Origin of the sequence: Paludifilum halophilum, assembly GCF_002245355.1 — a bacterium.
GTDB lineage: Bacteria > Bacillota > Bacilli > Thermoactinomycetales > DSM-45169 > Paludifilum > Paludifilum halophilum.
The window spans coordinates 75,839-101,186 of sequence record NZ_NOWF01000011.1; the positions used below are offsets into that span (position 1 = coordinate 75,839).

At 50.1% G+C, this 25,348-nt stretch carries 24 protein-coding genes, 1 tRNA gene and 1 pseudogene; 3 read left to right on the forward strand and 23 right to left on the reverse strand.

Annotated elements, in window-relative coordinates:
- Positions 1 to 250: 250 nt before the first annotated feature.
- The 7 genes from CHM34_RS15910 to CHM34_RS15940 all read right to left on the reverse strand — a co-directional run bounded on the left by CHM34_RS15910 (position 251) and on the right by CHM34_RS15940 (position 7,752).
- Complete coding sequence (locus CHM34_RS15910; RefSeq protein WP_094265591.1) at positions 251 to 1,447, reverse strand: ABC transporter permease; 1,197 nt, start codon at positions 1,445 to 1,447, stop codon at positions 251 to 253.
- On the reverse strand, positions 1,444 to 2,142 hold the full coding sequence (locus tag CHM34_RS15915) for an ABC transporter ATP-binding protein (protein WP_094265592.1): 699 nt from the start codon (positions 2,140 to 2,142) through the stop codon (positions 1,444 to 1,446). The genes CHM34_RS15910 and CHM34_RS15915 overlap by 4 nt, the downstream gene beginning before the upstream one ends.
- The gene (locus CHM34_RS15920) at positions 2,139 to 3,008 is read right to left on the reverse strand and encodes an efflux RND transporter periplasmic adaptor subunit (protein ID WP_094265593.1); all 870 of its coding nucleotides are present in this window, start codon (positions 3,006 to 3,008) and stop codon (positions 2,139 to 2,141) included. Before CHM34_RS15920 ends, CHM34_RS15915 begins: the two co-directional genes overlap by 4 nt.
- A gap of 15 nt (positions 3,009 to 3,023) precedes the next feature.
- Entirely contained in the window at positions 3,024 to 3,740 is a 717-nt protein-coding gene (yknW, locus tag CHM34_RS15925) for a YknW family membrane protein (RefSeq protein WP_094265594.1), read from the reverse strand.
- A gap of 170 nt (positions 3,741 to 3,910) precedes the next feature.
- A tRNA-Ala gene (locus tag CHM34_RS15930) sits at positions 3,911 to 3,986 on the reverse strand.
- A 238-nt stretch (positions 3,987 to 4,224) separates the two neighbouring features.
- A complete protein-coding gene (locus tag CHM34_RS15935; RefSeq protein WP_094265595.1) occupies positions 4,225 to 5,487 on the reverse strand; it encodes a glycosyltransferase family 4 protein in 1,263 nt (420 codons plus the stop codon).
- An 87-nt stretch (positions 5,488 to 5,574) separates the two neighbouring features.
- Positions 5,575 to 7,752, reverse strand: coding sequence for a protein kinase family protein (locus tag CHM34_RS15940; protein ID WP_169713780.1), 2,178 nt, complete (start codon positions 7,750 to 7,752; stop codon positions 5,575 to 5,577).
- Between the two features lie 313 nt (positions 7,753 to 8,065).
- Between CHM34_RS15940 and CHM34_RS19405 the strand changes: the two genes are divergently transcribed.
- Together CHM34_RS19405 and srtD are read left to right on the forward strand one after the other, a co-directional pair.
- Complete coding sequence (locus CHM34_RS19405; protein ID WP_094265597.1) at positions 8,066 to 8,878, forward strand: hypothetical protein; 813 nt, start codon at positions 8,066 to 8,068, stop codon at positions 8,876 to 8,878.
- A 19-nt stretch (positions 8,879 to 8,897) separates the two neighbouring features.
- On the forward strand, positions 8,898 to 9,497 hold the full coding sequence (srtD, locus tag CHM34_RS15950) for a class D sortase, LPxTATN-specific (protein WP_094265598.1): 600 nt from the start codon (positions 8,898 to 8,900) through the stop codon (positions 9,495 to 9,497).
- Positions 9,498 to 9,562: 65 nt separating this feature from the next.
- Here the strand turns inward: srtD and CHM34_RS15955 are convergent, their stop codons facing one another.
- A complete protein-coding gene (locus tag CHM34_RS15955) occupies positions 9,563 to 10,915 on the reverse strand; it encodes a GntP family permease (protein ID WP_094265599.1) in 1,353 nt (450 codons plus the stop codon).
- A 235-nt stretch (positions 10,916 to 11,150) separates the two neighbouring features.
- Between CHM34_RS15955 and CHM34_RS15960 the strand changes: the two genes are divergently transcribed.
- Positions 11,151 to 11,333: a hypothetical protein gene (locus CHM34_RS15960; RefSeq protein WP_094265600.1), complete on the forward strand. Its 183-nt coding sequence runs from the start codon at positions 11,151 to 11,153 to the stop codon at positions 11,331 to 11,333.
- A 944-nt stretch (positions 11,334 to 12,277) separates the two neighbouring features.
- On the opposite strand, the gene CHM34_RS15965 is transcribed toward CHM34_RS15960, so the two are convergent.
- The 15 genes and pseudogenes from CHM34_RS15965 to CHM34_RS16035 form a co-directional block, all read right to left on the reverse strand.
- On the reverse strand, positions 12,278 to 13,174 hold the full coding sequence (locus tag CHM34_RS15965; RefSeq protein ID WP_141201741.1) for a nucleotide exchange factor GrpE: 897 nt from the start codon (positions 13,172 to 13,174) through the stop codon (positions 12,278 to 12,280).
- Between the two features lie 5 nt (positions 13,175 to 13,179).
- Positions 13,180 to 14,346, reverse strand: a complete 1,167-nt coding sequence (gene cmr6, locus CHM34_RS15970) for a type III-B CRISPR module RAMP protein Cmr6 (RefSeq protein ID WP_094265602.1) — start codon at positions 14,344 to 14,346, stop codon at positions 13,180 to 13,182.
- The gene (gene cmr5, locus CHM34_RS15975) at positions 14,343 to 14,807 is read right to left on the reverse strand and encodes a type III-B CRISPR module-associated protein Cmr5 (protein ID WP_094265603.1); all 465 of its coding nucleotides are present in this window, start codon (positions 14,805 to 14,807) and stop codon (positions 14,343 to 14,345) included. The genes cmr6 and cmr5 overlap by 4 nt, the downstream gene beginning before the upstream one ends.
- Positions 14,808 to 15,635 carry a type III-B CRISPR module RAMP protein Cmr4 gene (gene cmr4, locus CHM34_RS15980; protein ID WP_094265604.1) on the reverse strand — a complete coding sequence of 276 codons (828 nt, stop codon included), beginning with the start codon at positions 15,633 to 15,635 and terminating at the stop codon, positions 14,808 to 14,810.
- Positions 15,632 to 16,735, reverse strand: coding sequence for a type III-B CRISPR module-associated protein Cmr3 (cmr3, locus tag CHM34_RS15985; RefSeq protein WP_094265605.1), 1,104 nt, complete (start codon positions 16,733 to 16,735; stop codon positions 15,632 to 15,634). The genes cmr4 and cmr3 overlap by 4 nt, the downstream gene beginning before the upstream one ends.
- Positions 16,732 to 18,609, reverse strand: a complete 1,878-nt coding sequence (cas10, locus tag CHM34_RS15990; RefSeq protein ID WP_094265606.1) for a type III-B CRISPR-associated protein Cas10/Cmr2 — start codon at positions 18,607 to 18,609, stop codon at positions 16,732 to 16,734. Before cas10 ends, cmr3 begins: the two co-directional genes overlap by 4 nt.
- Complete coding sequence (gene cmr1, locus CHM34_RS15995) at positions 18,610 to 19,650, reverse strand: type III-B CRISPR module RAMP protein Cmr1 (RefSeq protein ID WP_169713781.1); 1,041 nt, start codon at positions 19,648 to 19,650, stop codon at positions 18,610 to 18,612.
- A gap of 427 nt (positions 19,651 to 20,077) precedes the next feature.
- Positions 20,078 to 20,521, reverse strand: coding sequence for a hypothetical protein (locus CHM34_RS16000; RefSeq protein ID WP_094265608.1), 444 nt, complete (start codon positions 20,519 to 20,521; stop codon positions 20,078 to 20,080).
- Between the two features lie 79 nt (positions 20,522 to 20,600).
- The gene (locus CHM34_RS16005; protein ID WP_141201742.1) at positions 20,601 to 21,029 is read right to left on the reverse strand and encodes a polymorphic toxin type 35 domain-containing protein; all 429 of its coding nucleotides are present in this window, start codon (positions 21,027 to 21,029) and stop codon (positions 20,601 to 20,603) included.
- A gap of 38 nt (positions 21,030 to 21,067) precedes the next feature.
- Positions 21,068 to 21,424 (reverse strand): annotated as a pseudogene (locus CHM34_RS19895) (immunity 8 family protein).
- Positions 21,425 to 21,865: 441 nt separating this feature from the next.
- Positions 21,866 to 22,237, reverse strand: coding sequence for a hypothetical protein (locus tag CHM34_RS16015; protein WP_094265610.1), 372 nt, complete (start codon positions 22,235 to 22,237; stop codon positions 21,866 to 21,868).
- A 4-nt stretch (positions 22,238 to 22,241) separates the two neighbouring features.
- A complete protein-coding gene (locus tag CHM34_RS16020) occupies positions 22,242 to 22,808 on the reverse strand; it encodes a hypothetical protein (RefSeq protein ID WP_141201743.1) in 567 nt (188 codons plus the stop codon).
- A gap of 1,273 nt (positions 22,809 to 24,081) precedes the next feature.
- Positions 24,082 to 24,645, reverse strand: a complete 564-nt coding sequence (locus tag CHM34_RS16025; protein ID WP_094265612.1) for a CPCC family cysteine-rich protein — start codon at positions 24,643 to 24,645, stop codon at positions 24,082 to 24,084.
- Positions 24,646 to 24,658: 13 nt separating this feature from the next.
- The gene (locus CHM34_RS16030; protein ID WP_094265613.1) at positions 24,659 to 25,111 is read right to left on the reverse strand and encodes a hypothetical protein; all 453 of its coding nucleotides are present in this window, start codon (positions 25,109 to 25,111) and stop codon (positions 24,659 to 24,661) included.
- A partial coding sequence (locus CHM34_RS16035) for a pre-toxin TG domain-containing protein (protein WP_240512055.1) occupies positions 25,092 to 25,348 on the reverse strand: 257 nt, incomplete at its 5' end. The genes CHM34_RS16030 and CHM34_RS16035, both read right to left, overlap by 20 nt.

Below are 25,348 nucleotides of genomic sequence, written 5' to 3' on the forward strand. Positions count from 1 at the left end.
AACATATCTTCCCCCTTCCCTTTTTCTCTACACTTTTCGAAGGGGATTCGGACATACAGACCCGCTTTTTTCGACAAAATCGAGTGACACAGCGACGTTCCTCTACAGGCGCTGTGATTTTAGCACATCTTTGGTGAGTCGGGGTGGGGTTCCACACTCCGTTTCGTTGTTCTGACGAACCAAAGGCACTCCGTGTGGAACCCCCCCTTCCAAACAGGAGCTTTGTCACAACGCTTCTACCGCCCCGCTCTTATTCATAACGCAAACATTCAATGGGATTCAACCGCGAGGCCTTATTGGCAGGGAGCAGTCCGAACACCACTCCGAACAGAATGGAAAACAGGACGGCCCCTGTCGCTACAGCCGGAGAAACGACGGCCGGCAAAGGAGACAGGAGTGCAATCAAACTCGTCGCGCCGTAAGCCAGTAAAATCCCGACGATCCCCCCTAACACGGAAAGAGTGACCGACTCGATCAAAAACTGCGTTAAAATCTGACCGCGAGTCGCCCCCAGCGACATCCGGATCCCGATCTCCCGAGTCCGTTCCGTGACGGAAACCAACATGATGTTCATCACACCGATCCCACCGACCAACAGGGAAATTCCACCGATGCTCCCGATCACAATCGTCATGATCCGGGCCACCTGATTCATCCCTTTCACTAATTGATCCAAGTTCATGACTTCATAATCCCCTTCTGTACGATGATTTCGTTCCAGAACTTGAATCGCCGCATCGCCTGCCTGCCGGATTTGATCGGCACTTTCCGCCTGAATCACCACTTGATTGATCTGGTTTTTCCCGATGACGTTCCTCCAGGTTTGATCGGGCAGATAAACCTGCGATTGTTGCAAGGAGCCGAAAATTCCATCAGGGGAATCCAATACACCGATAATGCGAACGGGCTGTTGACCGACCCGAATGATTTGGCCGACCGGTTGTTTATCGGGAAACAAGTCTTCCTTCACTTTGTGGCTGATAATGGCTCCGGCATTCCCGCGCCGGAAATCGGCGGCCTGAAACCGGCGACCCTGGGCCACGCTTTCATCACTCATATCCATGTAGACATTGTTATTGATTCCGAGAACCATCGTCCCTTCGCTCTTCTTTTCCCGAAATCGGACGTCCAGGGATTCATAACTGGCGGTCGCCACTCGCTTGACACTCGGTAAGTCTTCCAAGTCCCGAATATCCTGCCGGGTGATAAAATCGGGAGGAAGCTGGCCGTTATGGCTCATCTGGACATCCTGACTGGGCATGACATTGATCGTGTTTCCTGCTCCGGCGAAGGATTCGGTCAAACGATCTGTTCCTCCCTCACCGATGGCGACAATGATCAGAACGGAAGCGACCCCGATTACAATGCCCAACATGGTTAGAAACGCCCGCATTTTGTGACTTCGAATGGAATCCAGGGCCATTTTAAAATTTTCCCAGAGATTCACCGGACTCCCTCCTTCTCTATGTCTCGGCCGGAGTCCTTGATCATCTCACCGTCGCGGATCTCGATTTGACGTTGGGCGCGCTGGGCCACTTCAGGGTCGTGGGTGATTACGATCACTGTGCGCCCCTCCCGATGCAATCCGTCAAAAAGGTCCAAAACCCGATCTCCGGAAGCCGTATCCAAAGCCCCCGTCGGTTCATCCGCCAACAACAATCGGGGTCGGTTGACCAGCGCCCTGGCAATGGATACCCGCTGCTGCTGTCCACCGGACAACTCCGCGGGAAGGTGATTCTTCCGGTCTTGCAACCCTACTTTAACCAAAGCTTCCTCGGCCCGCTGCTCCCGTTCCTTCTTCGACAGCCCGGCGTAGATCAGGGGAAGCTCCACATTGCGCCGGGCGCTCATGCGAGGCAATAGATGAAATTGCTGAAAAACAAACCCAATCCATCGGTTGCGGAGAGCGGCCAGATCCTTTTCCTCCATCCCGGAGACGGCCCGGCCGTTTAAATCGTATTCACCGGTGGTCGGCCGGTCGAGACAACCGAGCAGATTCATCAGAGTCGATTTCCCAGAGCCCGACGGCCCCATAATAGAGACGTATTCCCCTTCCTCCACTTCCGCGGATATCCCTTTCAACACCGGAACGGCAATACTTCCCGCCTGGTAGGTTTTCGTTACATTTTCCAACCGGATCATCGGACAGTCACTTCCGACCCGTTTTTCAGATCCTCCGGTGGATCGATGATCACACGATCCTCCGGGTCCAGTCCGGACCGGATTTCCACCCGCTCCCCGTCCGTGATTCCCACTTTCACCTCTTGAAAGGCGGCCCGCCCCTGTTTGATGAGATAAACCCCTTCCTGTTTCCCCCGTCGAATCAAAGCGCTTTGCGGGAGGGAATCCACTTTTTGGTTATCGGTTTCAATCACCGCCATCAACCGGGAACCCAGTTTCAGGGGAATCTTTTTCTCCAACCGGATTTCGATAGGATACATGACCTGCCGATCGTCGGAACCGGCTGTTGCTTCGACTTCCTGCTCTTTGGGCAAGCGGGAGACCCGTTCCACTTCTCCGCGCCACTTCCGGTCCGGATCGGCGTCCCATTGCAGAGTCACCGGTTGCCCTTCTTTCACTTTGAGGGCATCATATTCGGATACCTCCGCCTGGATCACTTGTTGGTCCAGGTCGGCGATTACGACCACCGGCCGATTGGAGGCCCCGGTGGGATCGATTTCATTGACCTGGATGACAGTCCCGTCCATCGTGCTCTTCACCTTGCCGTAGGGGTTTTTGTATTGGAGGATCGTATCCCCCTCCTCCACTTTTTCGTCCCGTTCGACCCGTACTTCATCCAGTTGTCCGCGTTCCCGCCGGTCGTAGATATTCTCCCGCTCTTTGGGCGCCAACGTTCCGGATGTGGTCACTTCCTCCCGGATTTCGGCCTTCTCGAGCTGTGTCACGTTTACCTCCGCCGCCTCTGTCCGGTTTTGCAGGACATAAACCGATACCATCCCGACGATCAAAACCGCAAGACCCAGACCGATCCAAGCCTTTTTATTCATTCTCTACCTCCGTCGTTATGAATTCATATTCATGGAGTTGGCCACTTCACCCATCGCCGCCATTCCCGATGAAAGGAGAAGCCCGGCTCCAAACACAATCAGGGCCACCGCCCATCCTTTTCCTTTGGAAAGACCTCCGATGACCGACAAACCTCCGGCGGTGAGTACCAACTGCCAGATAGCAAAAACCTCTATCTGTGCCAGCAACCCCCCGACAAACCCTTCAGCCGGGATGAAGGCGGCCAGACTGGTGGGAACTACCTGGGGATCCCCTCCGCCACCGCCTGTTGCCAAAACAACCACCAGATAAATCAGACTGCTGATCACCGGTAAAATATTCAGATGACTGTTCAGGGACAGAATCTGACGATAAGTGGCGTTCCCCTGAAACAGCATTACCAACAGCCAGTGGAACAGAGTGGTTAATAAAATCGCGATCGGAACACCCACCAGGGAGCCAAAAGCCGCCGAACCCACGATCAATCCCGTCATCATTTCCACAGGGAGCTCCGTTTCCCCCTGAAAGCCCATCTCCTCCTGAATCGCAGGGTTTTGAACCAAAGCCCACATCGTAACACTCGAAAAAACGGCAGATAATACAACCACGGTGATAAAAGCCAGTACGAAGCGGGGATTCTCCCGCATACGCTGAAAATGCTCTTTCGGAGAAAGCAACACTCCGAACAGCGATGGTTTTTCCGTGATATTCGCTTGATTCTCCTCCACTTTCATACCCCTTTCTCATCATCTGATTTTACTATACCTTTTTTTTCATTCCGGATAAATCGACCTTTTAAAGTAAATATTTCACAAACCACCGATAAAAGCCTCCTGACGAAAAATCATCGGGTCCAGCTGAAACCCATTAAAAAACCCGCATCTGAAAAGATGCGGGTTCCCTTTGGTGGAGCTGAGCGGGCTCGAACCGCCGACCTCCTCGTTGCGAACGAGGCGCTCTCCCAGCTGAGCTACAGCCCCTTATTAAACTTTTCCCTTCCGGACACAATAATTATCATACTATGAATCCGTACGCAAAGTCAACCCACTTTTTTCTCCGTTCAACCCGCCTCTACATGCAGGGAACCTTCTATTCTTCGGAGAGCCGCCGAAGGTCATGAAAAAGCGGCTCATCCCCCGGAGCCGCCGGGGAACCCGGTTGAGGGAAAGCGCTTCACTTTCCCTCCTGGACGTGGGCTGGGAGCAAATGGAGTGAGGTTTACAGTTCCCTCAGGTGAGGTTGGATGGAAACATACGCTTTCGTTTTTTCCCCTACCGCTTCGATCTGTTCGTACAACCGCAGCAACTGCTGCTGTTCCTGTTCCCATGTCAACCGCTTTCCCGCTTTTAAGGTACCGATCAAATAGGGATCCGGTTCCGTCAGCACTTCATCGATCGCTCGGGCCACTTCCGGGATATCGCGGGCGTCGACTAGTTTCCCCGTTTGATGGGTTTCAACCACAGCAGCTTTTCCCGGCTGATTACCGGATACCACCGGGATTCCCGCCTGGATGTATTCAAAAATTTTGCTAGGCGTGTACAAGCGGCTATTCAGGGATTCACCGGGATAGAGGACCGTTCCGAGATCGGCGTGGGCCGTCACTTCCAGCATTTCCTCCGGCAAAAGCGGCGGATGGAAAAAAACGCGCTCCTCAAGCCCTTTCGAGTAAACCATTCGCTCCAGACGACCTTTCCAATCCCCGTAACCCAGCAAAACCAGCTTGCGGTCTTCGGAAAGGTGGGCAAAGGCGGAAATCAGCTCCTCCAATCCCCGGTCCCGAAAAAAGCTCCCCTGGTATAGGACGACTTGATCCCCTGCGGGCAAGCGATATAAGCGATGGAAGTACTCCTTTTTTTCAGGCCGTTTCGCCGGGGGTTCCGGGATATTGCGCACGACGGTGGTCGGCAGGTCGGGACAGCGTTTTTTGTATTCCTCTTCCATCAATGAATTGACCGTGATTAGCTGATCGACGTCCTCAATCCACCAGGACTCCGCCTGATTGCCGACCATACGCTCCCATCGCCCTTTGCCTTTTCGCTCTCTAAAGATTTCACGGGCGTCGTAGATCAAGGCATAGCCCTTTTTCCGTTTCAGATAGACGCCGATGCTCAGTGTACTCAAGTCATGACAATGAACCGCGTCATAGGCTGCCCCTTCGCACAAACCCCACACTTTCAGTGCAAACTGACGCTGGGCAACGACATCCTTGGCCAGTTTGACGAAAGGAGTGCGGACAACGCGATACACTCCCTGCTTGACGCGCCGATCCGCCTTCCGTTCCACATAGCGTTTCAATTGCTTGGTATGGATGGGAAAGCGGAGAAGGCGGATCTTTTCATGCAAGTCCGGCGGAGGCAGAGCCGTGGTGTGCAAACAGGCGATGTCCACCTCCCATCCCGCCCGGGCAAGAGCGAGGGCCTCCCTCTGAGTACGGGAGTCGTAGTGAATATCCTTATAAAGAATCATCAATACGCGCATCATCGCCTACCTCCCTTCGCGGTCGGAAGTGGTCCACCACATCCCCGTTTCTCCTCTTTCCTGAATGTTGGTCCGGCAGACAATCCCGGCTCACTGAATCTGTTCCACCGCTTTCTTGTACAGCATATTTCCGGGATCCAGCTTAAGGGCCTTCTCATAGTTTTCAGCGGCTTTTTTCCGCTTGTCCAATCGTTGCAGCACAACTCCATACTGATAACGGAAGGAAGCCACTTTCGGGCTTAACCGAACGGAACGCCGGGCACTCTTTTCCGCGGACTCGTAATCTTCGTAATAGTACTGGGAGATGGAAAGATAATAATAAGCTGTCGCGTTTTTCGGTTCCAGCTCTACAGCCTGGTTGAATGCACGGATGGCTTTTTTGGACCGATCCTTGGCCCGGGACTCCTTTTCTTTGGAGGAGAGCTCTTTGTCATTGGAAATCCGGCCCCGGTCCGCCAATTGAGCTTTCCCCAATTTCACCCAGTAATCGTCGACTTCCGGATCCAGCTCCGTCGCTTTTCGGGCGTGATCTTTCGCTTCTTTGTAATCGCCTTCTTTTAAGAGGTAGGTGGAGAGACTGTTATGATAACGCGCATCTTTCGGATCCAGGCGAATCGCTTTTTTAAAGGAACGGACGGCAGCGGCATATTCCTTTCTCGCTCCGTCGACCCTTCCTCGGTGATAGTAAAACTGCGGATTTTCCTCGTCCATGGAGATCGCTTGATCGATCGCTTTCTCCGCCCGATCCAGATCGTCGGCTTTCAAGGCGTATATGGCCAACGCTTCGTAAACCTCCGCATCCGGAATTTTCTCAACCCCTTGTTCCAAGGTGTCCACAGCTTTGCGATACTCCTCCTTCTCCCAGTACAGTTTCGCCAGGTGAAGCAGGTAAGTTTTTTCTTCGGGATCCGCATGAACCGCCTCTTTGGCCTGGGAAATCGCTGCATCCAGCTTTTCCTGATCCAGCAACTTCATCGATTCCCCATAATATTGGGCCGCCGCCTCCGAATCCGGAGTGCCGAGCGTTCCACTGGCAAAGAGGTAGACGAATCCGAGGGTCATGACGAAGAGGGTGACAGCGGTGATCCATACCGGTTTTCGCTTGAAAAAGAACGGTTGTCGAGATTCCTTCTCGGAAGAGTCCGAGACCGGGTCGAAGCGGAAAGGGGGTTTGCGCCCTTTCGGAGGTGTCGGGCGGGTTTTACCCTCCGGGATGGCGGGAGTGGAGGGAGAAGTCAATGGTTCCGGTCCACCGGCCTGCCCATCCTTGGACCAGACCATCTGTCCTTTGGGCTTCTCCTCCGATGGACCCGGACCACCGGCCCCGGGTGAGTCCAGTTCACCGGCCTGCCACCCTTCCATCTCGTCGGGATCCATCGCCGATTCGGGGCGTTCCGGAGGGACCGGTTCCGATACCAGCCGGTGAAATAAACTTTGTTGCAGGCTGACAATGTCCGGCTTCAGGTAGTAAACGGGGTCATCTTTTTTTTTTTGAAAATCCCGGTTGTTGACCGAAACCGTTTGAATCCAGCGCCACCAATCCGCCATCTGCGGACGCTGTAACGGATTCATCGACAGGCTCCGTACAACGAGATCTTCCAGTTCCGACGGTACATCGCCGCGGTAAGCCGCGATCGGATCGATTTCCCCTTCAGTTGCAGGGCTCGCCCCTGTCAACATGATGTAAGCCAGAGCGCCGACGGAGTAGACATCCATCGATTTTCTCCGGCGCTCCCGTTCAGCGGGATCCTCCGACTGGGAAGAGGGGGCGCCCAGCTTAGGCAGGACCCCCGACGGGCCCCCATACAGAAAACGGACGGAATCCCCGGTGAGGAGCATGTTCTGGGGATGAACCAATGTAAATTGCCCCTTGTCGTCCATCCGGACCAAGTGACCGGATACCTCCTTCAGCACAAAGAGAGCCTCCTGGAGAGAAAAGGGCACCGACTGATAGAGATGATGAGCCATCAGTGTCCCTTCCAGCTTTCCGAACACCTGGTACAGCATGCCGTCCTCCACGAACAATCCCTGAAGCGGAAAGAAAGAGGAGCGATCCCGCTGAAGCAACGCTTCCAACCGCGCACCGCGCTCTAAATAGCGGATGTCGATTCCGTGAATAAATCGCGTCGGATGATCAGAAGCGTCCTCCGGGCGGGTGGTAGACTTGGAAACGACCTGGGTGTAGTAGAGCACTCCCTGTACAAAGGGGAAAGCATTGAGAACCTGATAGGTATCCCGGATCCACTCGCCTTTCTTTTTCATGTTCATGAACCTCTTTCTCCTTCTTGCAAAATATCCGATCATCTATGTAGGGAATGTCAACGGGTTCATAATGTTCAAGGAGATCGATCGACAGAAAACCGTCTTTTTTCTACAAGTTTCTACATGCGCTACACTGACTTTTATTCTACCATGAACAGGTATTGCTGGACACCCTCTTTCCGTCAAAAACCTGCTGTTTCAAGGGGTTTGGTTTCCCTCCTTTCGTTTAAAATATCAAAATAGAACTAATGTATGATTTAAAATGACTGAAAATCAAGGCATAATCAAAAGGAATATGATTGTAAGGGAGGAAACATTTTTGGTAGTCAAGCGTAAAGCCAAAGTGACCACCGTTGCATCCGTCACGGCTTTGGGCCTGATGGTAGCCAACCCGGTCTATGCCAGCCCTTCCGAAAACATAGAGGATGCGGATACGGGGGTATCCGTGGAAGCGGGCTTGGATGAAGGCTTGGATGTAGAAATCCAAAGTCCTGATTGTATACCGGGTCTGCCCTGTGACGAAGACCCCGGGGAAGAGCCTGGTGATAACCCCGGCGAAGAGCCCGGCGATAATCCCGGGGAAGAGCCCGGTGATAACCCCGGCGAAGAACCCGGTGATCATCCCGGTGAGGAACCCGGCGATAATCCCGGGGAAGAACCCGGTGATCATCCCGGTGACAATCCCGGCGAAGAGCCCGGCGATAATCCCGGCGAACCCGGTGACAATCCCGGTGAGGAACCCGGCGATAATCCCGGCGAAGAACCCGGCGATAATCCCGGCGAAGAACCCGGTGACAATCCCGGTGAGGAACCCGGCGATAATCCCGGCGAAGAACCCGGCGATAATCCCGGCGAAGAACCCGGCGATGATCCCGACAATGTAATCGAAACACCGACACCGACCGACCCCCCCAAAGAAGAACGGCCTGAATCCGTCGGACAACTGGAAAATGCCAAAGATCAGCAAAAGCTGTCTTCTGACGAAAAGGATGGAGACAACGAAGAGGAAGAAGGCAAAGAGATGCCGGATACCTCCACCTCTTATCCCATCCAGCTGGCCGGCGGTTTGATGAGCGCTCTGGCCGGCGGGTTGTTGCTGTTCGCCCGCCGCCTGCGGATCCACAAAGGCTGAATCAAAAGGGCTGATCCATTTGTTTCTGAGGATTTTCGGGATCCTGCTCATTTCAGGCGGTCTCCTGACAGCGGGTTATAACGGTTACCACTGGTGGAAGGAATCCCATATCGTACAAACCTACGATAGGAAAGCTTATGCCCGTTCCATGGGGACCGGTCAACCGCTGAAACCCCTGGATCAAGGGATCGAATACGGGGAAAAGCCCCCAATCGGTGAAGGGGTAGGGGATCTAATCATCCCCCGCCTGGATGCAAAACTGCCGCTGATTGAGGGAATCGCCGATCCTCAGCTGTCCCAGGGGGTCGGCCACTACCCGGATACAGCATTCCCCGGCGAAACGGGTCACTCTGTCTTGGCAGGCCACCGTGAAACCACATTTAAGCGGATCGGAGAGATGAAAAAGGGAGACCTCCTCATCATCAAGAACGGGGAGGGAACCTTCACCTATAAGGTCCGAAAAATGTGGGTGACGGACAAAAATGACCGCACGGTGATCGTACCCAAAGACAAACCGGTGTTATCATTGATCACCTGCTACCCTTTCGATATGATCGGCAGAGCCCCTGAACGATACATCGTTCAAGCCGACCTGGTGGAGATCCAAGAGAAAAAATAAGAGATGAAACCACCACCTTCGCGGTAAGGTGGTGGTTTTTCTGTGAATATCCTCTTGTTTTCCTGCTATACGACAAAACTTAACGCGAACACAACCGCAAACCCGACCAAGGCGATGATCGTCTCCATCGCCGTCCAGGAACGCAAAGTGTCCCGCTCGCTCAGACCGAAGAAACGGTTGACCATCCAGAAACCGGAGTCGTTCACATGGGACAGAATGGTCGCGCCGCAGGAGATGGCGATTACAATCAGACCCAGGGCCGGTCCGGTGATGGACAGCTCTTGAATAATCGGCGTCATCAAGCCGGCTGTCGTAATCATGGCCACCGTGGCGGAGCCTTGGGCCACCCGGACGAAGGTCGAGATAACGAATGCCAGCAAAACGGGAGGCAAGCTGGAATCCTTCATCAGATTCCCCATCAACTCCCCGATGCCGCTGTCCACCAACACTTGGCCGAACACTCCACCGGCACCGGTGATCAGGATAATGATCCCCGCCGGCTCCAAGGCTTTGGTGGCGATGGATTGAACGTCTTCGCGGGTATAACCTCTAAGCCGTCCCAGCGTAAAGAACGAGAGAATCGTTACCAACAGCAGGGCTACGAAGGGGTGACCGATAAAGGCCAACACCTCCCGCACCGTATCCCCTTCCGGCAACATCGCCTCAGACAAGGTTTTGCCCAAAATCATCACCAAGGGCAGTAAAATTAGGAAGGTAATCAGGCCGAAGCTGGGCAACTCCTTGTCATCGTTTCGCTCCTCCTGATTCGCCCGGATATACTCCGGTTCCACAGAGTGAATCTTCCCGGCAATGTACTTCCCGAACACGGGACCGGCCACGATCATCGCCGGAATCCCCGCTAAAAACCCGAACAAGATGACCCAGCCCAGATCCGCCCCGACAATTTTGGCCACGGAGATCGGACCGGGAGTCGGAGGAATAAAACTGTGGGTGACCGCCAATCCCGCTAAAAGCGGAATCCCGTAATAGAGTAAAGACTTTTTTGTCTTTTTCCCCAAGCTGTAGATGATCGGAATAAGGATAACCAGAGCCACATCCAAAAAGACAGGTATCGAAATGATGAAACCGGTGAGGGCTAAAGCCCATTGGGCCCTTTTCTCGCCGAACTTATCGATCAGCGTCTGGGCCAGGCGCTCCGCCCCTCCCGAAATTTCCAACATGCGGCCAAACATCGCCCCGAGCCCGATGACAATCGCCACAAAGCCCAGGGTATCCCCCATTCCCGTCTCCACAGATTGGATAATATCGGAAACCGGCATCCCCGAAAGCAAGCCCAAAACAAAACTAGTAAAAATCAATGCGATAAAGGCTTGCCATTTGGACTTCATCACCAGGAACAATACCAACAAAATACTGGCTAATGCACTGATCATGAGCCAAGTATCAGTCGCTTCCATGATGTTTCTCCCTCCCTTGAGCCGCCGCCCTTTGTTTATTATATGGAAACATCGTTTCCTATATGATTTTTTATGAGTATACCACTCGATTGAATCCGCTTTCAACCGTTAATGTAATCGTTTTCTCCTCATTTTCCGCGTTTTTTCGACAGAAATCAATCATAAAACCGATAAAAAAAGCAGGATTTTATATTTCATCCCTCTAATTTTTTCCTATGGAAGGAGGGGATCTCACATGACCAAAAAAAGAGCCGGGATGCTGATGATCCTGCTGGCTCTTCTATACACCGTCGTCGAGCTTCTCACTATGGAAAAAGGGGACTTTTTTAATGGATTCATACCGCTCGGCTTCATCAGCGTCGGAATCCTGTGGATGAGGGCCAGGGACAAAGATGAGAGCATCTTTAAAAAGAAATAACGGGTTGTTTCCTATCATCATCAAAAGGCCCGGTTTGAACCGGACCTTCCAATAGAATTTATGCCACCATTCATCGCCTATGTTGCAGCTCACCATCTGCCCCTATGTTTCAACAAGACAGGGGCTTTTTAGGGCCTATCTAATAAACCCATTGCCAGGGGGGCCAGGCCAGACCGGATCACGAAAACCTAAATAACAGACACGCCGTCAAATTGGTAAATTCCACGCTTTCCTTATTTCGAAGAGTCTCCTATCTATTCGGTTAATGTTTGAACCTCCGTTGTGAATTCCAGTCGGAGTTTTCATATTGATAAATTAACGAAGAAAAAATGATGGTTAAAATAACACTGCATATGAGTAGAATGATACCAACTAAACTACCACTTGATATAACCACAACTAAAAAACTGACTGAAAACACAAACCAAAAACCAGGGAAAATTTTCTTAAAAGAGGATCCGGATCTACCTCCATTTATAGGAAACAATATCCTATGTAGTTGTACACGATTACGATATCCAAAAAAGACCGAACTAACAAAAAGGAAGAGCAACAATAACATCAACCATACTGGTTCACCAGCAAAACGCCAGCTGGGTATGATAGAAAAAAACGCTCCAGCATGTAAGTATGTGAGTGAAAATATAATTCTCTGAAGGCGACTATCAAAAATTCCTAATAACTTCCCAATGATAATCCAAAGCACAGCTAACCCTAATATAATAACAAGAATCCATCCCCAAACAGCTGACCATGTAGGCATCATAGCGGCCGCCAAACCCATCAACCCAGGATAAATTAATACGATAAAATACACATATATTGGTGTATTTTATTCCATAACTAGGCAACTATGGTCCTATTCAAACAGCGGTCCCTGACTGTATTAAGGTTCACTCTCCTCTTAGATGAATGCTGGTTTTAAAGGCGCATTCCAATGGAGGTCAATCTTTTATCCTTTCACCCATTGGCGGATGGTTCTCATTATGCTGTTTGGAATAAAACACATGAGAGAGAGAAGAAACATTCGTGATCAACGTAATCGGGGTGTTGGCAAAATGATACCATCGATAGCATTTTGATATTCTATTAAATTCTTTTCTTGGAAGCTGGTGCGGACAATAAATAACAACAGGAATCGTCTCTTTAGCTTGTTTCAGTTGATTCAACACATCTATAATGTGTGGATCCCATTCATCTTCTACATCTGGTTTATCATACTCATAGATCACGATATCCACACGCTCTTCTTCCAGAATATGAGGCAACTGTTCGTAGGGCTTGGAAGCATAGATCAGGTTCTCTCTCTCGCTTAAATGGGTAGAGGAGAGGAACGATTGCAAGGTCCCCTTGTCCAAAACCAGAATGTTGGCATTTTTAAACCAGGATTCCCGTGCCGCCATTAATTTTAGTGAAGCGACATCTTCTTCAATTTGGGTCACATGCTTTTTCAGAGTCCCTTTCAATTCTTCATCCGCCTTCTCTTGCACTTGTTCACGTACAGTAGCTTTTATATCCCTAATCGACTTGAAATTTAAAAAGAGAAGCAGAGCCCCGATAATCGTAATGGCTAACGGAAAAAACCAGGACAACATGGACAAAAAACGGTCCCATTCTTTCTCCACAAACTTTCGATATTCCCGGTTCTCCTCTTTCAGATAATCGTAGCTTTCTTCCTTCGCCCGCAGTTTTTCCAGTTCAGCTTCCAGCTTCTCTACTTTGCGAGAGAGATCTTTGTCCTGTTTTTCTTCGGCAAATGCCGGGGAGAGGGGAAAGCTCCCCGACACCAAGAGAAACAGGATGAGAAAAACCCCGAAACGGAATCCATCTTTGGCGGCCACTCCGGTCACGTCCTTTCTTGCAACACAGCTTTGATCTGGGAGACTTTCTCTTTGTTTTTCGAGTTTTTGGGCTTCTCCCAGTATCCCGGTTTGTGTTTCTGGTACCACTCTTTCAGGTATCCTGCAATCTCCACCCGCTCTTTCATCGGCGTCTCTTTCGACAGCCGGGGCAGCCACTTGTGCTTCATCGCCTCCATAAATCGGTCATGATCGCCATCATATCCGTCCTCCATCATCTCCCTTTTGATCTTGGGAAGCTTCTCCCGTTCCCGTTGGATTCCCGCCTGCTTCTGCTCTTCTTGCCGCTTTTTCTCCTCCTCTTCCTTTTTTTCATCATCCTTCTCAAAACGACCGTAGCCGACTGCGGTTTTGGCTCCGGCTCCCATCCACTCCAAGGCTTCCTTGATCCAATTTAGGATCTCTTTCCCATTTTCTTCTGTCCCCGCTGTTGCTTGCCGAGGAGCGACGGCAAAGACAAACTTTTGATCCTTCGCTACAGTCAAAAAGGGAATCGGAACCGGATGATAACCATCGAAGGGAGGGTTCTTTTCCGGACGATCATAGTAAGCTCCATAATGAGGTGTCATGATATCCACTTCCAGCTCCACCGGTTCAAGCGGCAGGGCATCAAAAAAGATCCACTCCCCCACCTTCCGTCGGTTTTCCTCCGGCTCCGGACCCAGCCACCGCCGGATCTTATCCGCCTCTTTCCCGCATTCCTTGGCCCAGGCCCGGACCATCCCTTTGACAGAGGAGCCGGGCAAATAAGGCGTCCCCAGCGTGGGGTGCCAGGCAAAACCGTTTTCCACCGGGTGGGGACGCCCCAATCCGGTGACCCACCGACTGGTGGTTTTCATATACAACCACCGGCCGGAACGATTCTCGACCAATTGCCGCAATCGGCAGGTCGCTTCGGTGATCCGGCCTTTTTCGCCGACCGGTTTTTCATGGCCGGGTTTTCCGACCACTTCTTCCATCCACTTCTTTTTCCCCGTGCCTCCCAACCACCAAAACTCCTCGACTCGGCGCCGACGATCGTGGACTCTGCTCCACTGATGGCAAAATTTATCGTACCAGAGACCGGGGTGTTCCTCCTTTCGGTCGGGATTCTTCGGGGACTTCACCGCCTTCTCTCCTTGTTGTCCATACAAAGGTTGATGTAGGGGTCTCATCGGTCATTCCCCTCCGGTTGCTTCAGATAGGCCACCGCCAACTTCTTATGCCACTCCAGCCAGGCCAGCGCTTCGGCTTGTGCCTGCATATAAGCCTGACGCCCGTGGCGGGTGATCGCCTGTAAAATATCCCCCTCACGATAGGGCGCTTCCGGGTCCTCCCGGCAGAGCCATTCCTGCACATCCCGGTAAAGCCAGTAGTGAGGATCGCGATCTTCCTCCCCCCGTTTCGCCGCCGCCAGGAGTTGGGCCAAAGCCTGGCCCAAACCATTGGTCAAAATGGCCGCCGGAAGGCGCTCCACATAATCGGCGTAGCTGTCCAGCCCTTCCAGGCACTGCTTCCGCTTTTTTTCGCCGCATCTTTCACACTGGTCCTGAAGCCTCCTGATCTTTTTCAGCACATCTTCCGCTCTGCGTTGATCCATCGTCGGTTGGTCGTGGGACGGACGCCGCTCCTGCATTCAGCCTTCCTCCTTTCCTTCAGTGGAGATGAGACACCAGCCTTGACCCAAGGTTTCGTTGCCGCCGATTTGAATATAGGGTTTCTCCTTCAAATATCGTTGCATCGCTTCCAGCTCCGGTTCCCCTCCCGGTCGGGGAATGAGCAGCGTATACAGCAAGGTATCCGGGGGAAGAGTCTCTTCCGACCACAAACTTTCACTGGTCTTCTCCCCATTCAATCGGTTTCGCACATGAACCGGCAAACTGTACCGGGCCAGATAAGCGAAGTCATGATCGCTCACCACAGCCAATTGTTTCGACAAACGCTCTCGCACATGAGAGTGTCCAATCAGCGGAGCGATCCGTTCAGCCCAAGTCTGAACCAACTGGCGTTTGGATTTTTCATCAACCACATCAAAGGACAACTCTTCTAAAAAGAGCGTACCCTCACCCTTTTCCACCAGCACTTCTCCCTCGTTCACTTCCGGGAGTTCCTCGGTGATCGGCTGTCCCGCCAACCGGAAATCCCGCTGTAACCGCTCCAATAGGTAGGGACAGGTGACCCACCGGTAATAACCCTGCAGTGAACGAACCGGCAACAATAATAGCCGGGCATCCGAGATCGCTACCTTCCCGGCACGACTCTGTTCGCCGAACAACTCCCCGATATTCGCCCACTCTTCCTGCTCCGCCTTATCCCGAAAAGCCCCCTTCACTCCGGAGCCCACCACCACCGGATAATCCGTGGTCGATTCCCGGGCCACCGGCAGGTCAATGGCACCGTTGGTCTGTCCGCTTCCCGGATGCATCATGGTTTCCGTCAACAACCCGATGATACTGGCTTTCATCCTTTTGCTACCTCCCCGTTCCATGTTCCGATCACCAATTGACCCAGTCCGTATCGGGTCATTCGGCCGATTTTCCCGCCGTGAAAGGCCATCACCTTTTCCCGGTCCTTTTCCTCCGCTTCCATCCACCAGGTACTGCCTGGAGGAAGCAATGCCTGTAAAGGACGGGGGCGCTTGTTCGCCACATCCCACCCGCCGATCTGTTCCGGCTTTCCGATGCAGGCGGACCGACAACAACCCGGCAACCCGGGCAGCCCTCGACGGACAGCCTCTTCCATGGCCGGAAAAGATGCCGGCGTAGTCAAGGTTACAGTGTAAAACAAACGCCCTTCCTTGGCGTACAGCTCCGGCGGTGCCGGCCAGCCAATTCCCTCTGTCTGCTGTCCGTCCCGGACCGCCACGGCGGCGGAGCGTCCCTCTCCCCCCAAGGAAATCACCGTTTCGCGGGGATGCCAGTCCGCCGGAATCCCCTCCACGCCTACCGCCACTGCCAGCTCTTTTCGAGGACGCGTGTGGATCGGCATAAACAAGTGATGATCCTTAGCTGTACGATGCGAATCTCGCTTCAAGCCGACCCGGCGCTCCGCTTCCCACAATCGATCCGGGGGAAACAGATCCGCATCCGAGGGAACACCGCCGGCCAATACCTTCTCCAATCCCCGCCGGTTCAACCAGACCTCCAGCGCTTTCCCCTTCACTCCCGGATCTTGCGGGACAGGCAGATGCACTCTTCCCAGGTCCGTCACCACAGAAGGTCCAGGGTGCAACCGGGTCAGCCGCCAAGGCTGTTCCCGGGGTTTTTCCCCCACGAGCAGGTGAGGAGCGGGAAATAACGCTTCTCCCTGCCACAGCAGAATCGGTCCGGTGAAGTGCAGGTCCCCCAGACTCTCCGCATCCCCCAATTCCGGCGGCAACGGTTGCTTATTCCCCGGAGTCCACCCTTGTCCACGCGCCAAAGTGGTCCGAATCGCCCCCTGCAGGGTACGCATCGGGGGTGGAAACACACTTTCCGGTTGCACGGAACTTTTCTCCCCCTCGTTAAAGGGCATGCTTCCCCGAAAAAACCAGGTATCCAAGGGTCGAAGCATCCACCACTTCATGGTTCCTCCCTCCCCTCTGTCGCCAAAAAACGAGCGATCAACACACCTTCTGTTTGAAAACGCCTTTGCTGGATGCGCTTCTGTTCGTCTCTCCAATATTCCAGGCTAATCGGGAGCAAAGCCTCCATCTGCTCCTCCGCCTGTTCCCGCGGGATTTCCCGATCCCCCCGCATATACTCGGCGACCATCAATCGTTGGATCATCTCCGGGTAGAACGATTCATCCTCTTCTTTCCGGCCCATCGGTTCCAAGGGTTCGATCCGGGTGCGCAAATGATAAAAAAAGGATGAGGAATAAGCCTGTTGATTCCGCATTTGATCGGCTGCCCATTCCAAATGGGTTTCAGGAGTCCCTGAACCCCGCAAAACCTTTTCCCAGGGGCAGGCCCAGGTCCACACCGGCCCGCCGCCCTTCCAGACTCGGATGGCCAAGCTGTCCCGCCCGCATTCATTTTTCGCCACATCGTCGAGCAACTGGTGGGCACTTTTTAAGACACTCTGCAACGGCGCTTTGTAGTGAGCATAAACCAAACCGGCGGAGATCTCCCCCGACACGTCAACGGCGGAAAAAGCTTCCCGATATTGCTTCTGCAACTGTACCGCGGCCGGCAGTCCCTGTTTCAGGGGCAAAAGAGCCAAAACATCGTCGCCTCCGGCATAAACGGTATAGCCTTGTTTATCGCCGACTGTTTTGGATACCGTTTGGGTAAACCGGCCCAGGGCTTCACTCACCTTTTCCGCACCTCGCTTCAACAGCTCTCCCATCCGGTCCCCGTCCATCAATAAAAGGGCATAAAAAGGGGAAGGAGGCTCCTTGCCTTCATCCGTCAGTTGGGACAAGGCTTTTTTCAGCTCCTCCTGATCTTTCTCATCCGCCTCCTTTTTCCCCGGCTCCTTCCAGAAGTGATCCCGTACCAGGTTGGAAGAGAAGAAAACGGAACCTTCCAACTTGTAAAAACCGGGGTCCACCTCCTTCGGTTGAAAAGCCGGGTGTTCGGAATCCATGATCCCGGCCCGGCGCGCCGCCTGGGTCATGCGGCTGGCTTGTTTCGGCCGTGTTTTCCCCCGGGACAACATCCAGGGCATCGCCGCCAAATAAGCGGTGGAGGGAAAATTTCGGGCCTGATTCGGCAACTCCCAGCCCAATGCCCGTTTCGCCACTTGGGGGTACAAGCGCTTGATCAGGGCAATGGCGCTGAGGCGTTCATTCTCCTGCAGATCAAAGGGGGAAAGTTGGCCCTTCCTCCGTACCATTTCCCAAAAAGCATCCTGCTCTTTCCGTTCATGGGCCCGAATCATGCCGGACAGCTCCTGAAGGTTTCCGGTCAGTGTACATTTATCCCCCGGCTCCTCCGGCGGAATGTGTGACCGCCAGTATTTGCGCCGGTTTAACAGGTCAGGCTCTTCCCCCATCGCCCAAGTGACCTCCCAAAAGTTCCGTACTTGGCGCTTCCAAATCTCTTCCGCAGCAGGGGGAAGACCCCTTGGGAAGGCTTTTTCCTTCACTGCTTGAGCGACTTGATCCCAGGCTCGCCGGACCGCACCCACAATGCGATCGGGAGGCAGGTGTTCGGGAATTTTCGCCTGAAAGCGGTTGGGAAGGGAGCCCACAAAAGGGCCTTCCGAGGAATCGGATTCGGCATCCTGTACCTCCCAGATCTTTTGAAGCAAATCATCCGAAATCGCCGATGGCAGACCTCCCTCGGGGTCGTGAACCCGGGGAAAGATAATCCCGCCCCCTTCCTTCAAGATCTGGACCATGGCATGTCCGGTCAAAAAGGACAGTAAAAAAGAACCCGCCCACAGATCCCGGGTTCGTCGCGCTTGGGAAACAAAAGACTGAACCGGACCGATGGACATATGTAAGGTTTTCAATCACAACCCTCCCTCTAAGAGATCGCTCTCTTTCAGAGATTGACGAAAATCCTTCATCGCCTCACGGATGGATACGGATAATTTCTCTTTCTTATTCCCTACGGCGGTCAATTCCGAGAACGTCGACAAAACGGCGATAAACGGATGATACGTGTCGCCGATCCGAACGACCCGCATCCAGACGGGAGAAGCATGTCGTTCATAGCCTTTCGGTTTATAGGTTCCACGGTTTTTGATCATGAGAGGCATTCCGAAGGAGGCCGCATGGGACCACCTCCCCTGTCCAGTATCCTTTTTCCGGTTATTCTGCAAAAGGATCCCCATGTAGTTCATCGCTTCGTCCCATGTAGCAAATCCTTCGGGATGAAGATGAAAGGTACTGTTCCTGTCGATCACTGTGTGGTCCGCTGTCGGCCGCCCGGGAAACCCGTCCCGGATCTGCTGCAGTCCATCTTGAAACCCATGCATCCATGCCTGCGGCGTTTTTTCCCGATGAGCCACCGGCAGATGGAGAATCTGTTTCAACTCTTCCGAATCCGACTCCATCCCCTTCAGGGCGAAACTGCCAAATCCCCGACGGGACCGGGCCCCCAAACCTCCCACATGTCCCAACAACCACACCGCCGCCATCAAACGCTTCCAATCCGCCTCATATGCCTCCCGGCTGTCGGAAGCGATCCGCCGGCGGCAAATGGTGATTTCCACCGATTCTTTTCGAGGAAAAAGATACTTACGACCCTGACCCAATGAGAAGGACAGATAAGCCAATCCTGGCTTTTGACCCTTTGATTTGTCCCACTCCTCAGACTGTGGACGCATGGGTGTATTGAGTTTCATCCAAAAACGACTCTGCCCGCCGCCTTTTCCTCCATTGCCGAAAAGGATGGGTTCATGCCGGATATAATCGGGGTCCACCGCCCGATACCAAAACCGCAACGCTCCTTTCAACGAGGGAATGCGAATCTCCGCCTTACGTTGATCCGCCCCGGATAAAAACATCGGTGTCACCGTCTGAAACTGCACCGTCAATGAATCTTTCACAAAACCCCCTCCATCTCTTTCTCCCATAAATTCATTCAACATGGTTTTAATTTTATCCTCTTTTACAATGAAAATAATGATGAAAAATCGGTGAAAAATATTGAATGATGAGAGGAAGGGGTTGAGTTTTTATGGTTTAGCATTGTAACCGGTATAATAAAAAATGCACCCATGCCGGGCACAAGAGAAAACCCCTCAAGTCTCTGCTTGAAGGGTTGATATGCGATATCTGCAATATCACAGATTACTCATCGCAAAGGTCCAATGTGTCGTTAAAAAAAACCTCCTCAACGGTAAATACCCTGCCGAGTGGTTCACTGTATGGGATTTGTCCCCAATCACAGATTTTGTCGTAAAGATCATAAATTCCATTTTCCCCATCTTTTCAAATACTATTCTGCAGGGAATTATTTCAGTATTTTTATCGCTACTTCGCTATGGGCCTCTGTTTTAAAATCTCCTTCGCTAAAGAAATCGCTTCATCTTTACTTAATAGTTGATCGGGAATCTCATAGAAAAAAAGCATGTACTCCTTAAAATCTAAATTCTCCGGGTCCAATTCGACGGCTTTTTTCGCATGATAAAAAGCAACCTGATAAGCTCCATTCCAATGACTAAAAGCCATGGACATGATCACAGATATCACATGATGAATGGGGCCGTTTTCTTGATCCAAAAGATGAATGTTTAAAAGAGTATAAACCCCTATATCTTCCGTATCAAAACTATACTCCAACAATAAATTTTCCATTTCATCCAGATCCCAGTGACTAGCCAATTCTTTGGCTTCATTGTAATTGCCTGTCCGAATCAAATTAAAAAAAGATTTTTCATTGATACCACCACAACATATTTTTATTTTTTCACTCAAGCATCCGAGATCTTTACCCGTCCATCAGGCAATCTTACAAAAGTAACTTGAACTGTTTCTCCCTTTATTTGCAGTTCTTTTAAACGAGCTTTCTTTTTGTAAAGTTTTTCCAAACTTTTTTCATTACCTTGGATATAATAAGGGAAATTTCATCCCAATCATCCGAATTTTTAACTATTCTATTCCATTGGTGTTTTTCTGCTAGAAAGTGGTGTATCTTATAGTTTTTTAATTCTTTTACTTCATCAATCGCATTTGGGTTCGGAGAACTATACTTCGGACAAGCACACGCCTTTTTCTTCCCTTTGCTAAGGGCGTCATCCAGCTTGCCTTTGGCCTTCTTCCCAAGGGCTAAGGCATCATCCCCGTATTTGGCCACATATTTGCCACCCTTGGCCACTTTTCCTGCCGGGGTGGGAAGGGCCAGCGCCCCGCGTAACAGCCGTTCACCTGAACGACCATATATTCCAAACGAGTAATATTTAATAAGAGAGTCCGTTTTCATCACGGGTCCGAAAGGGACTCCCTCTTAGCGTATTTATCAAATTAAGCTCTGAAATCTTCGAACTCCCAATATCCAAAACGAGCAACTTTTTCAGTTACTTCCACCCAATTTTCACCTTCACAGTTTTCTACCAGTTTCCTTATGTGACTGGTGATTCGATTATAGTTATACTCAAATACGATCAAATAATGTCTTCCTACAATCACATCATCTTTTTCATAGTTTTCTACCAGCTAATTTGGTGTACAAACAGTGAAATCGAAAGACTCCTCTCCATCCAGTTCTTTAAGTCCAACCATCACTTGCAAAAGAAATCCGAAATGATCAGGGTACTTTGGTCTAAAAACTTGAAGATTATCTATTTCCGGGGAATGAATACTTTTTATTTCTGCTCTCACTTAATGGCCCCCTGTATCGGTTATATCTAAGGATTGCCGTTTTTTATTTTTACCGGAAAACTTCTGTTCGAAATTAGCTTGATACTTACCTATACCGAGGTTTTCCCAGGTTGGAAGACAATACTGCCTCATGCCATCTTACTCATTTCCATCACTTGCAACTTTGTACCTGTCGCCAACCCCTGCCTATCCCATTACGTCTGCTTCAGCTCGCAGCATTCCTGTAACAAAAGACATCTCTTTGAAAAAGAAAGGGACCTCCTGTAGCATATAGGGTGTCAAACGGACGTTGACCACCTAACTTGACTAACAGGAGGTACCCAACATGAGTCGGTATACAAAATCAGTGAATCAAACAAATCACAGCGGAGACTCTTATCATTGAGGCAGACATCGCAAAGAAAACCTACAGGGCCCGGGGTTTGCGCGGTATTGATTACATTAAAGTCCTATTGATAGGACGATATCTTCATGCGTAAAAGCAATAACCCAACTCATATCCTCTTTAAACACCAATGCGTCAACATTTTCCCAGGGTTCAAGTTTTTCTATATAATCACAAATGGCTGTATAGCTTTCAACCTTATACACTCTTCTCTCTCTTTCATTATAGAAATAAAGATTTTTTACTAAGTGCGGTTGCTTGAGCTGCTTAGCTTGTTCTAAAGTATATTTTTGGGGTTTAAACTTGAAAGAATTCCAAAACAAAATTCTAGTTGATAGGAGGTCATAGTCAACGAACTTCTTTTTTAATTGATTAATTATAATCCGTTCTTTTTGTTCATTTACTCTCACTCCGGGAAAAAAATCCATCTGTTCAGTCCCTCTCAAAAAAGATATGCCCATCTGCTCCTTTTTTCTTTCCTTTGCTCCAATCATACCACTTAATATGTGGTAAATCATTACCGACATCTGGTTCTGGTGGATGAACTTCATACCCTGATTTAGGAGTAGGATTTACGTAAGTCGGATTTTTTTTAAGCCCAGGTCTTGCTTGATTAATCATAGATTCAGCATCCTTCTTGGATGGAACCCGAAAATTGTTTCCTTTCCCTGTAGCTTCTTTGATTTCCTTTTGGGTTTTTCTCCATTGTGGTGAATTAGGTTTAATAACATTACGAGGTACATTAGTGGGACAAGCACACGCCTTTTTCTTCCCTTTGCTAAGGGCATCATCCAGCTTCCCTTTAGCTTTTTTCCCAAGGGCTAAGGCATCATCCCCGTATTTGGCCACATATTTGCCACCCTTGGCCACTTTTCCTGCCGGAGTAGGAAGGGCCAGCGCCCCGCATAACAGCCGTTCGCCTACACCGATCTTGTTTCCGTTTTCGTCCACACCGGTGATGGCTGTGCTTTTTGCACCGTTGGAAAATAGGGCAGCCACCGGGACAACGGCATCTTCCTTCCAACCACTCCGTAACGGGTCCTTTTCTCTGTACAAAAACAAGTTGACGTCTATCGCCAAAAAGACGCCAACTTATTAATAAAGCTACTACCTCAGAATCCGTTAGATTCATTTATATCATGGTATCTTTCTGGTTCATCATCAAAAAACGAGTAAATCCTATTTATCATAAGGTATTTCACAATACTGGCATCTATTCATCCCATGTTTTATTATAGTCTACGTTTAGTGTTGCTTGTATTTGCTTTGTCTAGTTTTCCTTCTTTTAAATGTCTTCGTATTTCTTCAACCTCTTTTTCTCAATCGGGGCCACTATGAATATCCGCATAGAATGCAAAGTCTTCTATAAGCTTTTTATTTTGTGGATCCAACTGAATGGCTCATTGATAGGCTTCAATAACAAAAGGGATACTTAAATTCATTAAAATCGCTTAGATCCCCATTTATAAAGTCAAGGTCTCTCTCATCCTTAATCAGTCGCTTCCTTTCATGACATCTGTTATTTTCATATTGTCCATCGAGCATATCATTTTTGTGCATATTTCATATTACCTCGACTTTGAAGAATTTTTCTTTGGAAACCTTTAATTTAGTTGATAAAGGAATAAATAATGGGCAGGAAGAAGGTTATCACCTTTCTCCCTGCCCTCTATTACACTCATACTACATGAAAAATTAGTTTTTGCGATTACAATGACTTTTGGGTCATCCAAGTCCTCTAGATAGATTTGCACCCTTCCCCTAGTTTATTATCTCCTTCAACATTAACCCAATCTACTCCTGCAAATCTAACTCTGAACAAAGGACGATCACCCTTCTTAAGTCATTTTTATTGAATCTTCTTGGTCAAAAACAGAGAAAATCCGACTTTGGACATCCTGGAGATGATATTTTAAATTGAAGTGAAAGGGGTTTTTCTCTTCCGTCTTTAAGGAAGGATGTTGTTTTCTTCCGTCCCCTACAAGGATTAGGGAGGAGAAGGATAAACCCGTACGGTGGATTTTTCCTTTTTCCTTTAATCATCTAAACAGCCGATAATTGTCTATGTTCAAGTAATACTAATCGGTACTCTACTTTTCGTCAACCTCCTACGGGTACGGCACCGACCAAGCCGAACGACAGAATCACCAGAATCGCCCTTCGGAAAGATTGGAATCGCCCGTAACTCGTATACACGATTCTTAGGAGGAAAATGACTTCGATAGAAACCTACCTGCCCCCTCTCCCCCGACTAATTTGAGAAGGACATTTTTCAGTCACAATTACCACTCTTGTTATAACGAAACTTTACATCAGGTTTTATAAACTGCAAAGACTTTTTCGATACTGCTCCGTACTCCTTAAAATGAACTTGTCCATCACCCAGCGTCATTTGGTTAACTGAACTATATCGTGTTGGCTCATTACTTCCATCATCCTCCCAAAAACAAACAGGACAAACCTCATACTGTCCACGTTCTAGAAATGTTTGATACTTACAACAAGGGCAGGGAAATAAAATCTCTTCTTGACCCTCAACACAAACTTTGCTGCATAATATTTCAGAAACTCGCTTGGATAAATACTCATTTTTAACACCAATATAATTATGCCTTAAACCTTCTATCAGTAATAGATCGTACTTTTGATCCATTACATTAGAAACAGGTTCATCTGATTGGAGTATCTCCTTTTGTAGCTCCTCAGGGAGTTTTGAAAATTCCGGGTCGGTATTGTCAACTGTCCACCAGTCCAATAACATCTCTTCCCGTTTTTTGGGGGATAGTTTCGCTAGTTCGTATCTTGATACAATTAATATCGCTTCGTCTCTATTCAAATCATCACTCTCCTCATTTTCCGCTTAATTCTTTTGCTAACCTAACTGCTTCTTCAAAGGGATCATCATCTCTATAGTCTGCCTTGTAGAAAGTTCGTATTTCACGGGATTTCTGATGGCCAATCAAAGTACGACGAGTGTTAGGGTCATATTTTATAATAAAGTTTCCCACTTTAGTTTCTTTAAATGATGAACCTGATTCAGTAGCGAATCCTTTTGCCATTTTTAGGTATTCACTTTGCGATATATCTCCGAATTCATGTCCATGTTTTTCGTAATGTGGTGCGAGGCTTCCTTTTCTAAACCCTTTCCACTTGATGGAAGTACTAAATACCTCACCGCTGTCCTGTCCTTGCCTCTTCTTCGGGCAAGCACACGCCTTTTTCTTCCCTTTGCTAAGGGCATCATCCAGCTTCCCTTTAGCCTTTTTCCCAAGGGCTAAGGCATCATCCCCGTATTGGGCCACATATTTGCCACCCTTGGCCACTTTTCCTGCCGGGGTGGGAAGGGCGCGCCCCGAGTAACACCCGTTCGCCTACACCGATCTTGTTTCCGTTTTCGTCCACACCGGTGATGGCTGCTTTCGCATCATTGTACCCGGATAATTCCGCCACCACATCTCCGGCGGTCTCCCATCCGCTTTTTTCTTCCTGCGGCGGGGGCTTTTCCTTCGAAGGAGGCGGCGATTGGGACGGCGGTTCGT

Bases quoted from the DNA above. Each gene is read 5' to 3' on its own strand.
- CHM34_RS15915 (WP_094265592.1), bottom strand. From the start codon at position 2,142: ATGATCCGGTTGGAAAATGTAACGAAAACCTACCAGGCGGGAAGTATT.
- CHM34_RS15920 (WP_094265593.1), bottom strand. From the start codon at position 3,008: ATGAATAAAAAGGCTTGGATCGGTCTGGGTCTTGCGGTTTTGATCGTC.
- yknW (WP_094265594.1), bottom strand. From the start codon at position 3,740: ATGAAAGTGGAGGAGAATCAAGCGAATATCACGGAAAAACCATCGCTG.
- CHM34_RS15935 (WP_094265595.1), bottom strand. From the start codon at position 5,487: ATGATGCGCGTATTGATGATTCTTTATAAGGATATTCACTACGACTCC.
- CHM34_RS15940 (WP_169713780.1), bottom strand. From the start codon at position 7,752: ATGAACATGAAAAAGAAAGGCGAGTGGATCCGGGATACCTATCAGGTT.
- CHM34_RS15955 (WP_094265599.1), bottom strand. From the start codon at position 10,915: ATGGAAGCGACTGATACTTGGCTCATGATCAGTGCATTAGCCAGTATT.
- CHM34_RS15960 (WP_094265600.1), top strand. From the start codon at position 11,151: ATGACCAAAAAAAGAGCCGGGATGCTGATGATCCTGCTGGCTCTTCTA.
- cmr6 (WP_094265602.1), bottom strand. From the start codon at position 14,346: ATGAGACCCCTACATCAACCTTTGTATGGACAACAAGGAGAGAAGGCG.
- cmr5 (WP_094265603.1), bottom strand. From the start codon at position 14,807: ATGCAGGAGCGGCGTCCGTCCCACGACCAACCGACGATGGATCAACGC.
- cmr4 (WP_094265604.1), bottom strand. From the start codon at position 15,635: ATGAAAGCCAGTATCATCGGGTTGTTGACGGAAACCATGATGCATCCG.
- cmr3 (WP_094265605.1), bottom strand. From the start codon at position 16,735: ATGAAGTGGTGGATGCTTCGACCCTTGGATACCTGGTTTTTTCGGGGA.
- CHM34_RS16015 (WP_094265610.1), bottom strand. From the start codon at position 22,237: ATGGATTTTTTTCCCGGAGTGAGAGTAAATGAACAAAAAGAACGGATT.